Raw genomic sequence first — 16,692 nt, forward strand, 5'->3', positions numbered from 1 at the left:
GAAACATATATACCATTCTTACTCAATAAAACAGGCCATTTCGATCCTCCAAATGCATCTCCCTCGCTTAATTACAAAATTAAGCATATAAAAGTAGGATTCAACAACTATTTACAGAATTTTATATTTTATAAGTATTGAATGGACCATACTTAAATTCCTCTATAATAAAGGTGATACATACAATTGCAGTTTTTATTGTACTATATAGTCCGATACGCAAACTATGATGGAAGGAAAGATAATTATGTATGATTGGTTAATTGAAAGCGAGGAACGGAAATATCCATCACCTACTACAAATGAAGATTTTCATATAGAAAAGATATCTCCTATATCTTCAAATACTTCTCTCAGTCCAGTTTGCCAACTTTTCAGTGGGATGGAGGTCATACTTGAAGAGGACGTTTATACTTCCTTTCCCATTGCAAATGACGTTACTTTAAATATAATAACAAATGAATTAATTCCTCATTATAAAGATATAAAACAAGTTTTTATTAATAATGAATTACATGAAATTTTCATGATAGGTTTAAAGGAAGAATCAAAACAAACTCTAAAAGAGCTTCTAACTAATGGTATATATCCTGTAGTACCTGATTTATTCCGAAGCCGTTCTTTTAATAGGGCTGTTGGTAGAAGAAAATTAAAATATTATTCTGTAGCATTTGATTGCATTGATCCGATGTTCTTAAAAGAAACTCAAGAAATAGGATATTTTCTAAAACATTCTTTTTTTCAAAAAGATGGTTGCATTTCTTTAATGCCAACCGGTTGGTTTTTAGAAGATTCATTAAAGGAATCCATTACAATCCGCTCATTTTGTACATTTGCAAATAACATTGTGTTAGTAGTTGACGAATCGAATCAACAAGTAATCTGTCTTGATATTTACGGATAAGTTGATAAAGAAAAAGGCATATCATAATGCCTTTTTTCTTTATCATCATTTAACTGGATAACAAACTTCTGTAACCCACTTATTAGGATCCGATTCCATCGCTGGGCTCACATGATAAATATTAAACATCGGGCCTGCTAATTCATAACCTTCTGACTCAATCCATTTTGCTGCAGCCTCATTTACAGCTGTCATTTGTTCATAACTTCCATTAACTGTTATAGATGCTACATGAGTTGATTCAATATTTTTAAATGTAACATCATTTGTATTTTCATGTTTACCTAAAATACTTAGCTGTATTTCTACATCTACATCATTTTCTTTGTATTCACGATCATGGAAAACCGCAATACTATAACTCGGATGAGCAATACTAATATTTTTCATATGAATTTCTTGCATTAATATACTCCATACATCCCCTTCGCAATTATACGATGGAATAATCTTTCTAACACTAGCTACATTTCTTTCTGGAATTTCTTTTATTAAAACATGATAGTTCATCTCAACAACATCCTCTCTCATCATTTTCATTGAGGCTTCGAGAAGACGTAATTGTTTTTGGAGGTCATACATCTCATTATTTATTTGTGCACTACGATTTTCAAATTGTGATTTTATTACTTCCATATTTTCGCTCTCTATTATTTCTTTAATAGTAGCAATATTAAACCCCATATCTTTTAACGTTTGAATTTGATTTACTTTCTTTAATTGGGCTGCTGAATAGTATCGATATCCACTTTGTTCATCAACTTTTACTGGTTGTAATAATTCCACTTTATCGTAGTGCCTCAACATACGTATACTAATGGAAGATAGTTTTGAAAAATCCCCTATTTTAAACATGTTTTCCTCCTATGAATTACATCTACTTCGAAGCTCAACTTCATCTTAAACAATGACATTGTGTGAGAGTCAATTGTTTATAACACTTAAATTATATTTCTTTACTTATTTCCTTCTTAAGACTATAAAGATTGAAATTAGCCCGTTCACAACTAATAAAGTTACTATAATACTTGTAAGAAAGGCTACATCTGCCGCAAATATTTTAATTGTTTTCCATGGTGAGCTTGTACTATAAGTAAGAAGCGGGATGAAAATAATAGATAATAGTAGGAATAGATTCCCTATAAATAACCAAGTTAGTCTTTTAACAGTTTTCTTATGTTTATATTTTTTAATTAACATAATTGATATAATGAAAAGCGCGAATATAACTATAGACATAACAATTTGTATAAATGGTATGTTTTTAGGGGGATCAACCGGTACTTCTCCATTCAAAATACTAATAATCCCATTTTTCAATACCGATAGTGCTGATTCTTCTAATACATGATTTTTATTTGTTAAAATCACACCACCCCAGCCACTTTTATTTAATATAAATATTTCTGCACGAGCATCAGGCGTTGATCCTGAATGCCAAATCATCGTTTCGCTTTCATTTATATTTGTTGTTCTTAACCCAAAACCATAACTTTTTTCTGAATTAATTTTATAAAGTGATGATAGATAAAGATCTATATTTTCTTTCTTTAAAAATTGAGTGTGCTCTTTACGATTCAAAAACATAAGAAATTGAATCATATCTTCTAAACTTGCAGTAATATAACCATACGGTGCCCCAGCATTATCATAGGACACTATACTTTTTCTTGGTATGCCAAACCAAGACTGATAACCTGTTAAATAACCCTTTTCATATGCAGTTTCTTTACTTGCTGCCGCACCATTCATATTTAACGGCTGAAAAACATGCTTTTCCATATATGATGAATACGTTTCATTTGTGACCTCTTCAATAAGTGCACCTAAAACAATATAATTCGCATTACTATATTGATATTTTTCACCTGGTGGAGCAGTTAATTTTACATTTGAAAGTTTCATTACATTTTCTTTTAATGCTGTAGAATTTTTGGATTGCTTATCTGATAATGCTAAGCCCTCGTATGTACTGATTCCGCTTGTATGAGTTAGTAGGTGTCGGATTGTTATAGTGGAGGTTAATTGATTGTCTTTTAGTTTAAACCAAGGAAGGTGTTGTTGAACTGAATCCTCTAATTTTATTTTTTTATCTTCAATTAATTTCAATATAGCTAAAGCTGTTAAAGATTTACTTATTGAGCCAATTGCGAATGGTGTTTTATTAGTTACCTTTTTTTCAGATTCTCCAGTAATCCCCATCGTTTTTGTGAAGAATACATCTTTATTATGTACAATTGCAACAGAAGCTCCTGGAATGTTCTGCTCTTTTATAAATTTTTCAATATACTTATCCAATGCAATTTTAATATTTTGCTGAGCGTAAACTTTTGGATCTGTAATACATAACATTAATACATTACAAAAAATATAAATTAGAGACATTTTATAGATTGTATTCTTCATTATGCTTTAGACAGCTTTCTTTTTTTATAACTTACTAAACTAATAAATACTACTAGAGAGAGCATAAAACTAATCATTATTAATAATGAATTCCACCATTGATTTTCTGAAATACGATATAAAAGATTATACTGAAATGTATTTTTACTATTAGTTGGATTTAATGATCTAGTTAAAAATATTGTAAATGTAGTTTGCGAGATGAGGTAAGTAATAACTGCGATGAATATGCCGCGTAAAATAGATCTGTTTAATTTCCCTTTTTCATTTTTCAATTGCTTCCTTTTAACTTGTAAATCAATCTCATTTATTTCTAAATAATCTTGAACAAATAATTGAGGTGTACCTAAATCATCTATACTATCTTCACCATGTTCGCGACATTCTTGAATATGTTCTAATATTTGTCGCTTAATATTTTCCCTTTCTTCTAAACTTATATCGTATTGCTGTAATTCCTTAAGTACGTCTGTTAAAAATTGCTTTTCTTTACCTATTAATCTATTCCTCATTTCAGAAGGTCTCCTTTCAAACCGCTTTTTAATAATGTTTGAATATCCGATTGCAATTCTAACCAGTCATTAATTTTTTTCTCAAGACGTATTTTCCCGTTTTCATTAATTTCATAATAAATCCTAACTTTACCACTGTCTGTTACTACTTGATAAGCATTAACCCATTCTTGATTTTTCAACTTAGTTAAAATGGGATAAATACTTCCTACTCCTTTCAATTTTAAATTGTTTACTTCAAGTTCTTTCATAATCTCATAACCATAACTTTTCTTTTTCGACAAAATAGATAATACACACATTTCTAAATGACCTTTAATTAAACTCGTTCTATCCATAGGATAAATTTAACAGAAATATATACTTCATTCAAGTATATATTTCTGTTAAATCCAAAAAATCAGACAACAGAACGAAGATATTATAAGCAAAAGATATTACTTGCGAACTGTTTTTACCCCTAAAAATCACTTTTATAATATAATAATTACATAATATATCAACTGTTTGTCCCTTTTATTTCTCTATCTCTCCTCCATATCTCCATATCTTAGCTGGAAATATAGTATACGGGACATAAAAATACTAAAAATTCCAATTCCTTAATTTTCACATTAAGAAATTGGATCTTCTTTCATTACCTTGTAATACTCATACTGCGTTATTATAAACATTATAAAGAATATACGTTTTATATAAGTTATGTTAATAACATATAAACTAATATAACTTTACTGATTACTCTCAAGACATTCATAAACCGCCATCATATCTCGTTTATCCAATTCGCGAATACGATTAAAAATTGGTATTTGCGAAACAGCTTCTGTTAATAAGCTTTCATCCACAACATCACAAACTTTTCCAGTTAACCATGTTTGTACACCCACGCCCTCAACAACTTCTTTTAGTCCTTCGTCATTAATACCAGTTGCATTACAAGTTACACATGGAATTGTTAGTTTAAATACACCATCATGTAGATTATCTTCCGTTATAACTTTCTTTCCTTTACAAAATGGACATGGATTACTTTTTTTAATTTTATTAATTTGGGTAACTAACTTTTTGTATCCAAACGCTTCGTATACATACGTAAGTTTTTTATATTTACCATTTGTGAAATAATTATCTATAATGGTTTCTCTCGTTTCATAAACATTAGGGAAATCACAAACAGTTACTTTATTATTAACACTAATGGATTCGATATTTCCTTTTATTTCGTCCCAGAATGGTAAGACATTTTGTAACACCATTTCATAGTTTGAAAAGCTTGCCTGTTCTAATTCAAACATTTTCAGTGCAACTTGTGCTTTTCTTGGCAGTAAAGAAACATCTTCTGTCAATCTCATATCGCCACCAACAATAAATTTCAATTTTTGAAGTGCAGGTAAATCACCGACTATTTGCAACACTTCATCAACTGGTTGATTGATAATTTCACGAATATCAAAGTTACCAAATTTAAGCGGTTTATGATGATTTAATACCGTCCCTTCACAAATTGGACATGTCATCTTTTCTTTAGAAGTCTTAATTTCTTCTTTAATAGCTGCTTTTGAAATAACAATATATCCACCAATAATCGTATTAAATCCTACCCATGTTCTGCGTGTCTTTCCTTTTTTATCATAAAATGATTTTTCAAAATATCCGTACCAAAACGTATGCTTTTCTTCTTCTGACATATCATTATAGCTCTTTGATAAATCGTGACCAAGCTCATTTTTAATTTCTTCAAATAGAAATTCTATTTTTTCATATTGATAAAATTTTAATACTTTCATGATTTCCGGATCGAATAAACCATCCCAAAATGGAACGTTTTTATCTTGAATTGCAATATCTTTATCAAAAACTTCAATTTGAAGGCGTCCAGAACAAGATGGACAATGATTGTCCTGTGAATAGAAATCAAAACTTCTCGTATCTTTATTAGTTGGATGAGCAGCTACAATATGATTAATTAGTCCACCAATTTCATATAAGAAACTATATTGACTATATAAATGTCTTTCAAGATCAATAGCAACAACAGGTGCAATTGTATCAGATTCATATTCACTATAAATTAAACGGGCCATTGATGATAAACTTTTTAAAATACCACCCTTATAAATGTTTTCGGCATTTTTAAAATAGTGAATATGATTTTCTTCTAAATAGTGAACGCCTTCTTTATGCTTAAGTGCTGAAGAAATATGTATTTGCTCTGCATTATTCACACTGCTTTTTTGACGATAATAATCTTCATGACTTACTACATCAAGATGCTTTATAGATTCAAGCTGTCTTTTCCCGAAATCTACAATATAATCAGAGCTTTCTAACATATAACTATTATGTTCAATCATGATGATAGAGACTGATTCATCTTGTAATATCCCTCTAACACTATCTATAAATTGGTTTAAAATATTTTGTGATAAACCTTTTGAAGGCTCATCAAAAATAAATAATGTATGTGGATTTCTTGTGTTTGCAAATAACTCCGAAACTAAATGAACACATTGGAACTCACCTGTTGATAATGTTTGTGTTTTTCGTTCTAACGTTAAATAACCTAGTCCTAATTTAATTAATAGACTCAAGCGTTTATACGCAATATCTTCATTTGGGAGTTCTTCTATAATATCCTCAATCGAACGCTCAAAAATATCATCAATTTCTTCGCTATACTTTGTGAGTTTCTTTTTAATATCTAGGAAAGTGGCTACAGTTGATCGACTTGTAATGGATTGATTTCGATCTTGTCCTACCATAACTAATTTATCTTTTGGATATCGTTTCAAGAAATCTGTAGCTAAACATTCATTGACAAGTGTAGATTTCCCGCATCCAGATTCTCCAGTAACCGTCACAAGCCTATTTTTAGGGATTTGAAACTCCGCCATTTGGATATTACGGCAATATAATTCATGGAATGTATAATATTCTGTTGGTACTTCTTTATTTAGATCCGACAGTATTGGTTTTGGTCTTGGCGATTCTTTCACAATTTGTCCACCATATTTTCCGCTACCAGGTCCAAAGAACAATTGCTCATCTGTTGTATCCAGTACAGTATCTGAATGATCAATGAGCCAAATTTGATTTTTACACCCTAACTGCTTAATCTCTTCTAATATTTGTAATAATGTTTCATGATCAAGTCCAACTGAAATCTCATCAATAATAATTACAGCATTTTCGCTTACTGCCATAAATTCAGCCAAATATAGTCTTGTTAACTCTCCACCTGACAACGTACCCATAATTCGATTTAATGTTAAATAACCAATGTTCATATTAATTATATTTTGCAGTATATGTTGCTTTGCTTCACTAATATTTAACTCTTCCGCTAACGAAAGAATAGACTCAACACTTAAATCATTAATATTTGAAATTGTATGTGGTTTAGCAAATAAATCTATCGTATGTTGTTCGATTTCTTCGCTATAACGTTTTCCCTTACATTTTTTACACTCAATATTTTTAGTAGTACCTCGGCCTTTACAGCCAGTACACCAGCCTAACTGGTTATTGAATGAAAAAACCTCAGGTGAAAGATGAAATACATCAGCAAGTTTTTCACGTACCTCTGTGAAAACACCAGTATGTGTACCGATTGTTGAACGTGGATTGGAAGAAATCGATGATTTTCCTAGAAAAAGTACTAAAGGCATATCCTCCATCTTAATAGCACTAAAATTTGTTTCCATGATATTAGGAAATAAATATTGATATTCAGCCTTTGGCAATAAAAAAACTAATCGTTTTTTTGATTCTTCGCCAATCGTTTGGCAAAAAGTTGTTTTACCCGATCCTGATAAACCAGCGATTCCAAACGACTTATTAAATGGAATAGCTGTATCTAATTTATTTATGTTATTAGCAATTAATTGTTTTACTTTCATATTAACCTCTATTCTTATTTTTCATGAAAACCATTTTTACAATATAATAATTACATAATAAATATATTATCTTACGTAATTATCCTCTCACTTCAAGAACCTTATCCTTATATATTTCAAACCACTGTTGCCATTCATCTTTAGAAAATTCTTTTTCTTCTCCTTCTAGAACGGAAGAAAAAAGATCTAAACAAATATGCCACCCAGCTATATCTTTCGGTGTATGATCAGTTAATTCATGAATGTATTCTTTGAGAAGTAACAGAGTACAATTTTCATCTTTATGTATTTCAAATCGAACACGATCTTTATCCCAAGTAAATTCAAGTACTGAGTTTAGTTGACACTCTAAAATATCAATATTTATAAATGAACCGTCCATCATGTCAAACTTGATTATTCCACCTATTTTAAGGCTTTCAATCTGTAAATTAGACATCCATTTTTTTAGCTTACTGTTTTCTGTTAAAACAGACCAAACTTCTTCTATCGAATATGAAAAATAGCGCTCAAATTGCACTACATATTCATTACCTTGTTTATCTATTACTGCTAACATTATTAATTAACCTCCTTTTTGCCCGAACGAACGAATGTACGTTCTATATTTTATTTTACATGATTTCAATCAAAAAAGAAATCACTATTACATCCCATTAATTTAAGAGGTTTTTGTTAGCTCCAAAATTGAGTGACTTATTATATATAAGAGCTCTAATCTAGTTGACCATGCTTTTATAGGGTCAATAATATTATCTTGGTTAAGCTTGTTCACGTATTTTAAACCTTCTACCGCAGTGTAACGAATATTAAAATCTGTAAAAGTATTTATAATCATCGGCCATTCTCCATCAGTCATTCTGCATTTAGAATATTTTATTATGTAATCAATTGCTCGTTTGGATAACGCACATGAACCAGCTGTAATATCTACTTGTTTCCCTAATTGTAATGACATAATTTTATTTGATACTGTTTCTGTAATTTTCCATTCTTCAGGATGTGTCTGAAAAGCTTTCTCCGTTCTGCCAATGATTAAGTAATCTACATCAACTATATTCTGAATGAACGAATTAAGCTCAGCTGGATATTCTTTAATCCAAGTTAGCAAACGATCAAAATCACAATAGTGATAGTAATCATGATTATAGTTACTAACAAACTTCAAAGAATCCCTACGTGCGTTCCCTACTCCTAATTTTTCTACTATATTTATATGGAAGTTACATTCTGCTAGTTCTTTTACAACCTCTTTAGGTGTTACATTACTAATTGTTATATATTTTTTATCATAATTTAAATTTAACAATTCCTCTTTTAGTTCTTTTATTGTAGATAATAAGCTCCCTGTTGGATCATGAGTAATGCATGTTAATGCCACTTGTTTTATAGGTTGCATAGTATATTCATCCCCTTTGCAAAATAAAAAGCAGAAAGAACACTTTCTGCTTTTTATAATTACTTGCTTGAAAAATTTATCATTTAATCGCATCAACAATTAAAGATGGAAAACCAAGTTTATCACCTTTATTTCTAGAATCATACCTTTTCGAACGGAAAATAACACCGTCATTTGCATCCCATTCGTTGTAATAAAACTGACCATTTTCATCACAATATTCAAGTAAAACTACCTCAAATCCAGCAGTTTCAAACATTTTCGTTAATGTTTTATAATTATGAACAATTTTATGACTTGCTGCTGGATGATCTTTCGGACCAGGTCCGCCTATTTGAACTATATTTTGGTATGCTTCGTCTCGGAAAAATGCATCAGGAACACCGCACCGAATGTGCCCTGCTGGCTTTAAAAATTCATAACAAATTTCTGCTGCCCTTACACCTTCTTCAAACGTAAGGTGTTCCCATACATGCTCAGCTAAAATAGCTGAAATAGAATTGTATTCAAATCTTTCTTCCCACGTAACTTTATCTAGTAAATTAAGTTCATCTTCTTGCGTTTGTATCCAACCTGGATTATTATTAAACACCCCAGCTCCGACTACTACTTTAATTTCGTCTTGTTTTATTCCCATCACTTTCACCTCGTAAACATTTTAATTATTAATATATTCTATGTTTACTATTATCCTTCCTTCTTCAACAAATTTAGTAGCATGAATCTAGTACAATGCCGAACTTATCCCCTAAAAACTATCTAATGTAACGATTTTTCTTACAGAAATATAGCACACCAAACATTAGCACAAAACCAGTCACGTAAAAACTTGTTGTTCCGCTGCCACCAGTATTAGGAATTACCCAATTATTTTTCACATTTTTCACTGTTAGTTTTTGTGTCCTTACCGCTTCTGTAATTTCTATTTCTATTGGATCTCTAAGTAACATATATCCGTTTGGCGCTTTTATTTCTTTAACCGTATACTTTCCAATTACTAACTGGTTGGAAATCACCTTTCCTTTTTCATCCGTTGTTAATCTAGTAACTTCTTTACCTTCTTTATCTAATACTTGAAATACAGCACCTTTTAGTTTTAAATTAATATCCTTATCATCAACTTTCTCAATTTCAAATTGCCCAGTCGGGTCTGGTAATTTCTTATTCCCTATTTTAATTTCTACTACTGTATCTTTTTCTATTTTTACAGCTATTTTATCTTTTAATAATTCATAACCTTTAGGTGCTTCTACTTCCACTAGGGTATAGTTACCTATTGGCAATTCTTTTGATATCGCTTCTCCTTGTCCATCTGTTACTAACTCACCAACTACTTTTTTATTTGAATCTTCAATATGAAACTTTGCTCCTGCTAGCTTTTTATTTTTATCTCCCGTATCTACTTTCACTAGCTTCATTTTCCCCATCGGATCTGGTAATTTCTTATTTTCTATTTTAATTTCTACTACTGCATCTTTTTCTATTTTTACAGCTATTTTATCTTTTAATAATTCGTAACCTTTAGGTGCTTCTACTTCCACTAGGGTATAGTTACCTATTGGCAATTCTTTTGATATCGCTTCTCCTTTTTCATCTGTTACTAACTCACCAACTACTTTTTTATTTGAATCTTCAATATGAAACTTTGCTCCTGCTAGCTTTTTATTTTTATCTCCCGTATCTACTTTCACTAGCTTCATTTTCCCCATCGGATCTGGTAATTTCTTATTTTCTATTTTAATTTCTACTACTGCATCTTTTTCTATTTTTACAGCTATTTTATCTTTTAATAATTCGTAACCTTTAGGCGCTTCTGTTTCCACAAGAGTATAGTTACCTATTGGTAATTCTTTTGATATCGCTTCTCCTTTTTCATCTGTTACTAACTCACCAACTACTTTTTTATTTGAATCTTCAATATGAAACTTTGCCCCCATCAATTCTTTATTATCATTATTACTATCTACTTTTTTTATCTTTACTTTTCCTGTACTAGGCTTGTTCCAATGTTGCCAATTAAATTTGAAATTGTGAAATTCAAATCCACCAGTTTGTTGTACTGCACCGACAAATGCTTGTCCATTAATCGAACCGCCTTTTGTTTCTAATACAGCATTTGGAGCAAACACACTCCCAACGACACCATATCCCTCTGTTGTGATTTTTTTTGCATTAGGAAAAACCCAAATCACCTTCCCGTATAACTCAGTGAACGGTGAATTAGGAGAATAGGGTTGTGATGTAGGAATTATATCTGTAGCCCTACCAATATTGTTCGTGTCATATAAGATAGCACCATTTTTAAATGTAACCTCTATTGCATCTGAATACATAACGATAAAATCTTTTCCTTTAGCATTAGGTAAAAAGACATCTCTTATATCTAAATTGATTTTCCCTACCAATTCTGATGAAACATAAATATTAGGATTGTTTATATCTTTTCCGATTCCATAACTCATATTTGGAATTGGGGTATTCGTTTTATATTGACCTGCATTTTTACTGACTTGGTTCACTATGTTGTGAAATTCATTAAATTTCGCGTTAATTTCTAGTTTTTCTTTATAAACGATACGATCATAAGAAGATTGTATGATACGATCTGGATCACTCTCTTTTGTCATTACGACTATTCCGTTTTGAATGATAAAAGATTCCTCTCTTGACTTTTTAAATTTTCCAGACAATAACAAGGATGGATATCCCTCGTCATCCCATTTCCCCCCAACTATATTAGATGTTCCCGCTGCTGCACCTACAATTGTATAACCAGATGCATCCATATCACCTTGAACTGCAATTGCTCCTTCAATGTCGCCACCTACTGCTATATGGTTACCAAAGACAACAGCATTATAACGCGATATATCCCCTAGACCTTCTAAGTTAGTCGTGGATCCATATGCTTCTTTTGGTGCATATACGACAAAACTTACACATAACATTAACAAAACCATAAAATGAATACTTACCAACTTTAATCGTAACCTCAATTCCTTTGTCCCCACCTTTACCGTATTTTTTCTACAGTCGAATAAAGTGAAACTTTTTTCAGTGAGGATTTACTTCATCCCCTATATACCTTCTTTGCTTATCTCTGGATTTTCGGTCCCACTGCCCATTAATACAGGATAAATAAATTCATTCTATCGAGTTAATTTTTTCTTATAAATTGCGACTAGTAACACACATAATAATAGGATTAAGACTACTACGGTCCACTTATTAAACATAAATATCTCTTTACGCATTTTTTGTTTTTCTTTCTCGTTAAACTCCACACGCTCACCTCGAACCAGTAATCTATTTGTGTTTACTCCATAAGGCGTACATGTAATTAATGTTATATAATCTTTCTTTTCCACAATTTTTAAATCGTCCGTTTCGTGTGGTAACACTACTTTAATTTGATCTACTTTATAAGCAAGAATTTTGTCTAAAGAATGAATATAAAAAAGATCTCCTTCACTCAACTTATCTAAATCTGTAAATAATTTTGCTGATGGTAAACCACGATGCCCTGTTAAAATAGTATGCGTATTTTCTCCACCTACCGGAAGTGAAGAATATTCTAAATGACCTACCCCCCGACTCAATACTTCCTCAGAGGTCCCTTGATAGATTGGCAGTTTTATATTAATTTTCGATATTTCAATATACCCCATTACATCACCTAAATTTAACGCATCGGCATATGCTTGATGATTATTTTTTTCTTCAGAAAATGGATCTGCAAATGTTTTCATGAAAGTTTGAACTTGTTTATTATATTCGGTTGCTTCTTTTTCCCTACGTTCAACTTCTTTCTTTTGTAGTGCTTTGATCTTCTTATCGTAGGAGCTAATCTCAGAATAATGTGCACGAGTCGCCAACCAATTACTAATAGTAGGATATAAAAAAATAGCTAATCCAAATAAAAAAATACCTCCTAAAACAAGATTTCGTTTCATATTTCCACCTCTGCATATACTAAAATATCGAAAAGAGGGAAGCATTTTGCTTCTCCCCTTTTCACATCACTTGGTTACATGTTCCTAAAACCTTAATTATTAGCAAACTTTTTTCTAAAGAAAACAAATGCCGCTGTAGCCATTAACGCAAGGCCTAGTACAGTAAATAGAGTCGTTCCGATACCACCCGTTACAGGAAGAATCCATCCACTTTTATTATTTTCAATCAATAATTTAACCGTTTGATTATTTTCGCTAATCTTTACATCAATAGGGTCCTTTAATAATTGATATGAAGCTGTTGTACCATCTTCTTTTGTATAAGTTGGTGCTTTCGTTTCAAAAATTTGATAGTCTCCATACGGAATGTTAGTCCATTTAATAACACCATTTTCATCTGATACACCTGTGACTTCTTTACCTGCCACAACAACTATTTTTCCATTTTTATCTTTAAGTACAAACTCCGCACCTTTTAATTTCTTCTTATCAGCACCATCAACTTTTGTTAACTCGATAATTCCAGTTGTCGGAACAACAACTACAGGTTTAGATTCCTTTTCTCCAATTACATCATTTTTATTTATAAAATCAATTTTTGCTGTATTTAAAATTTCCGAACCAGATAGTACTCCTTCTTTTACTTGTGATTTAATTTGTAAATGAAATTCTTTTTTACCATCTAACTTTGTGAAATCTTTTACTGTAGCTGTTACTTTTTGGCCTTCTACAGCTACCTCTACAATACTTGCATTTACTTCCGCTCCATCAATTTTCACGACTGGTTTTCCTTGAATCATTAAACGATTGTCTAAAGTATCTGTTACTACATATTTTTTGTAGTCTTTAATGTCTTCTGGAATTAATGTTTTGATATCATAATTGTAATTAGTTAACGGATTAATTAGTAACGCTTCCAAATTCCCGTTAATCTTTTTATCAATATTTGGTTCTTCATAGTTTTGCACTTCTACTTTAACTACTGTACCAGAAGTAATTGTTCCATCTTCGTTAATAGTTCCGGAGGTCTTTATAAAAAACTCGTGTTTAGTCAGATCTAGTACATACCCTTTCGGCGCTTTTGTCTCTTGGAAATAGTATTCCCCATACTCTAATCCTTGCACGCGAATATGCCCATTACCATCTGTTGCTAACTCTTTTTTCACTTCTGTACCATCTTTCTTAAATAAAGAGAATACTGCACCTGCTAATGCTTTTTCATTTGCACCAGTCTTTACTAAATCAACTGCACCACGTTTAATCTCATTTTTCGGATACATATGAACATCATAGTTTAGCACCTTACCCTCTTTATTCGTTAATGGAATATCCACTGTATACGTATTTGGATTTAGGTTAACATGCGGAGGTCCTGCCACTTCTTTCACTTCATAACGTCCTAGCGGAAGATCTTTTAATACAGCTTGTCCGTTATCATCTGTTACTACTTGAGTTGGAGTTGCTCCCATTACAGGCTTCACATCTTCTTTCACGATTTTCCCATCGTTTGAAATTTTTTCAAACGATGCAACCCTTTTCACTTCAAACGTTACACCTTTTAACGGTTTCGCATTTGATGGTACCTCTTGATTTGCAGAGCCATCACCTTCTAGCCCCGGTGCGCCATCTTTTTCTTGTTCATATTTATGAATCGTTAAAGTACCTTTGGATGGTGAAGCTGCCTTCACTAATACACTAGACCATGTAGAAAATGTTAAGAAAAATACTAAAAGCACACTAAATATTTTTTTCATTTCTCTTATCCCCTTTACTACTTCTATCATTTTAAAAATCTCTTTATTACTATTACCCTCTTAAAAGCAATAGTGTGCCAAGTACCAGATTTAAACGAGTAACCTAAAACATAGTCGTCCAACAATCCATTGTTTACAATCACTTATTCACTCTTCTTATTTTCTATTATTACGTTGTCTCTCCGTATGATATATGTAGTTTTTCCCCTGAATTACACTTATATCTCTACTTCAAAAATCGTTACACATTAACTTCTATCGCAAATTTTCATTAATTACTTAACTTCAATTCATTAATCTCTTCCTTCCTATCCCTATTTAAAATCCAATCTTAATCATTTTTGATACATATAAGCAATGAACAACGAATAAGTGTGACAATTAATATTTTACGTTACTCCCTAAAACTATTACCTGTATATTCAAATAATATGTACTAACCATGTTAAATTATGGTATTATTCTTAGAAGTTTATTATTTTTATAGATAAAGTTTTTCCGTTTCTACTTATGAAAAAAAGGAATATGTAAACATTCAACTATTACGCACAACTGTAAGGAGGAATAATATGACTAAAAAGCTCAGTCTAGTTGAGATAGAGTACATTTGTAATATGTTTTTCCAATCTTTTGAAATTCCAGTTTGTTTTTTAGATTGTAACAAAAATATTCTTTTAGAATTTACATCAAAAGATGATTCACATTCGTTCTATAAATCAAAAATAGAACAGTTACATGTGCTTTTTCAAAAAAATGATTCATTTAATTCGCCTATCTTCAGAACTCACCAATTTTTAGGGCACTTCATTTTAATTCACATAAAGAGTCATTATATGGTGAACGGTACTGTTATTATTGGGCCCTTGACACATGTAAATTTTTCTACAAGTAAAACGGATAGTAACCTTAATTTTATTTCGAATTATAAAAGAACAAGAGATCACTATTTTTCATTGTCAGTCAAAGATCAAAATTTCTTTGTAAATATAGCAATATTGTTCTATAACATTCTCTATAAAAAAAATTCAGATGTAAGTAACTTTTCAAATAACAGTGACTCATTTCATGTAAGTCATAGCAATATCTTAAACGAGGATGTATATATTTCAATGCAAAAAAACGAATCTATCTGTCATAATTTGTATATAGAGCAGCAACTACTTGGAGCTATAGAAAACGGGGATAAAGAAAGCGTACTCAAATATTATTACGAATTCCAACAAGAGACTCTTTCATCCTTATCTTCATTCCATCAATTAAGACGTCATAAAAACATTTGTATTTCATCCATCACACTTGCTACTAGATATGCTATAAAAGGAGGACTTCCTTCCGGGCTTGCTTACAAGATTTACGATCTACACATTCAAAAGACAGAGGATTTAAAAGACACAGAATCTGTATGGGATTTATTAAGAAATGTCTTCTGTACTTTTGCAGACCGTGTAAAAGCACAAAAAGTACAGAAATACTCAAAGACTATCGCTATTTGCAAAAACTATATTTTTGAAAATATTTACAACCAAATATCTGTTAAACAACTTGCTAAATTTGCAAACGTAAATTCAGATTATTTATCTATATTATTCAAAAAAGAGGTCGGTATTTCATTAATTGAGTACATTCAACGTGAACGAATTGAAGAAGCAAAAAAATTATTAACTTTCACAACCTATCCCTTATCAGACATATGTGCTTCGCTCAACTTTAGTGATCAAAGCTATTTTACTAAAATTTTTAAAAAATTCACTAACGAAACACCTGGTAAATATCGAAAATCTCATATTGTCATATAGAGTTAAACTTTCATTAAAACAAAGTGTTTTTAATAACTTATCAATGGCAGATTAGAATTACTTCCA

13 protein-coding genes are annotated in these 16,692 nt (G+C 31.0%); 2 read left to right on the forward strand and 11 right to left on the reverse strand.

Features of this window, described 5'->3' with window-relative positions; all coding sequences use genetic code 11:
- Positions 1-247 precede the first annotated feature (247 nt).
- Positions 248-904 (forward strand): hypothetical protein, encoded by a 657-nt coding sequence (locus FS802_RS01145; RefSeq protein WP_240515208.1) that lies wholly within the window; start codon positions 248-250, stop codon positions 902-904.
- Positions 905-949: 45 nt separating this feature from the next.
- On the opposite strand, the gene FS802_RS01150 is transcribed toward FS802_RS01145, so the two are convergent.
- From FS802_RS01150 to FS802_RS01200, 11 genes are all read right to left on the reverse strand, one after another.
- Complete coding sequence (locus FS802_RS01150) at positions 950-1,759, reverse strand: MerR family transcriptional regulator (RefSeq protein ID WP_061672023.1); 810 nt, start codon at positions 1,757-1,759, stop codon at positions 950-952.
- Positions 1,760-1,864: 105 nt separating this feature from the next.
- The gene (locus tag FS802_RS01155) at positions 1,865-3,310 is read right to left on the reverse strand and encodes a serine hydrolase domain-containing protein (protein WP_098654053.1); all 1,446 of its coding nucleotides are present in this window, start codon (positions 3,308-3,310) and stop codon (positions 1,865-1,867) included.
- On the reverse strand, positions 3,310-3,822 hold the full coding sequence (locus FS802_RS01160; RefSeq protein ID WP_141545937.1) for a DUF1700 domain-containing protein: 513 nt from the start codon (positions 3,820-3,822) through the stop codon (positions 3,310-3,312). The genes FS802_RS01155 and FS802_RS01160 overlap by 1 nt, the downstream gene beginning before the upstream one ends.
- Entirely contained in the window at positions 3,819-4,124 is a 306-nt protein-coding gene (locus FS802_RS01165) for a PadR family transcriptional regulator (RefSeq protein ID WP_306473008.1), read from the reverse strand. Before FS802_RS01165 ends, FS802_RS01160 begins: the two co-directional genes overlap by 4 nt.
- 429 nt (positions 4,125-4,553) lie before the next feature.
- Entirely contained in the window at positions 4,554-7,724 is a 3,171-nt protein-coding gene (locus FS802_RS01170; RefSeq protein WP_098654055.1) for an ATP-binding cassette domain-containing protein, read from the reverse strand.
- 79 nt (positions 7,725-7,803) lie between these two features.
- Positions 7,804-8,283, reverse strand: coding sequence for an SRPBCC family protein (locus FS802_RS01175; RefSeq protein ID WP_000881622.1), 480 nt, complete (start codon positions 8,281-8,283; stop codon positions 7,804-7,806).
- Positions 8,284-8,385: 102 nt separating this feature from the next.
- Entirely contained in the window at positions 8,386-9,123 is a 738-nt protein-coding gene (locus FS802_RS01180; RefSeq protein ID WP_001182539.1) for a hypothetical protein, read from the reverse strand.
- 79 nt (positions 9,124-9,202) lie between these two features.
- A complete protein-coding gene (locus tag FS802_RS01185; RefSeq protein ID WP_098654056.1) occupies positions 9,203-9,760 on the reverse strand; it encodes a class I SAM-dependent methyltransferase in 558 nt (185 codons plus the stop codon).
- 118 nt (positions 9,761-9,878) lie between these two features.
- A complete protein-coding gene (locus FS802_RS01190) occupies positions 9,879-12,119 on the reverse strand; it encodes a SpaA isopeptide-forming pilin-related protein (protein ID WP_144524821.1) in 2,241 nt (746 codons plus the stop codon).
- 153 nt (positions 12,120-12,272) lie between these two features.
- Positions 12,273-13,076, reverse strand: coding sequence for a class C sortase (locus FS802_RS01195; protein ID WP_176547021.1), 804 nt, complete (start codon positions 13,074-13,076; stop codon positions 12,273-12,275).
- A gap of 92 nt (positions 13,077-13,168) precedes the next feature.
- Positions 13,169-14,830 (reverse strand): SpaA isopeptide-forming pilin-related protein, encoded by a 1,662-nt coding sequence (locus FS802_RS01200; RefSeq protein WP_000719291.1) that lies wholly within the window; start codon positions 14,828-14,830, stop codon positions 13,169-13,171.
- A 569-nt stretch (positions 14,831-15,399) separates the two neighbouring features.
- Here FS802_RS01200 and FS802_RS01205 point away from each other — a divergent pair.
- On the forward strand, positions 15,400-16,626 hold the full coding sequence (locus tag FS802_RS01205) for an AraC family transcriptional regulator (RefSeq protein WP_098655045.1): 1,227 nt from the start codon (positions 15,400-15,402) through the stop codon (positions 16,624-16,626).
- The last annotated feature ends 66 nt before the right edge of the window (positions 16,627-16,692 follow it).

The organism is Bacillus sp. DE0042, assembly GCF_007680225.1.
Lineage (GTDB): Bacteria > Bacillota > Bacilli > Bacillales > Bacillaceae_G > Bacillus_A > Bacillus_A wiedmannii.

Bases quoted from the DNA above. Each gene is read 5' to 3' on its own strand.
- FS802_RS01170 (WP_098654055.1), bottom strand. From the start codon at position 7,724: ATGAAAGTAAAACAATTAATTGCTAATAACATAAATAAATTAGATACA.
- FS802_RS01175 (WP_000881622.1), bottom strand. From the start codon at position 8,283: ATGTTAGCAGTAATAGATAAACAAGGTAATGAATATGTAGTGCAATTT.
- FS802_RS01205 (WP_098655045.1), top strand. From the start codon at position 15,400: ATGACTAAAAAGCTCAGTCTAGTTGAGATAGAGTACATTTGTAATATG.
- FS802_RS01150 (WP_061672023.1), bottom strand. From the start codon at position 1,759: ATGTTTAAAATAGGGGATTTTTCAAAACTATCTTCCATTAGTATACGT.
- FS802_RS01180 (WP_001182539.1), bottom strand. From the start codon at position 9,123: ATGCAACCTATAAAACAAGTGGCATTAACATGCATTACTCATGATCCA.
- FS802_RS01155 (WP_098654053.1), bottom strand. From the start codon at position 3,310: ATGAAGAATACAATCTATAAAATGTCTCTAATTTATATTTTTTGTAAT.
- FS802_RS01195 (WP_176547021.1), bottom strand. From the start codon at position 13,076: ATGAAACGAAATCTTGTTTTAGGAGGTATTTTTTTATTTGGATTAGCT.
- FS802_RS01160 (WP_141545937.1), bottom strand. From the start codon at position 3,822: ATGAGGAATAGATTAATAGGTAAAGAAAAGCAATTTTTAACAGACGTA.
- FS802_RS01145 (WP_240515208.1), top strand. From the start codon at position 248: ATGTATGATTGGTTAATTGAAAGCGAGGAACGGAAATATCCATCACCT.
- FS802_RS01200 (WP_000719291.1), bottom strand. From the start codon at position 14,830: ATGAAAAAAATATTTAGTGTGCTTTTAGTATTTTTCTTAACATTTTCT.
- FS802_RS01185 (WP_098654056.1), bottom strand. From the start codon at position 9,760: ATGGGAATAAAACAAGACGAAATTAAAGTAGTAGTCGGAGCTGGGGTG.
- FS802_RS01165 (WP_306473008.1), bottom strand. From the start codon at position 4,124: ATGTGTGTATTATCTATTTTGTCGAAAAAGAAAAGTTATGGTTATGAG.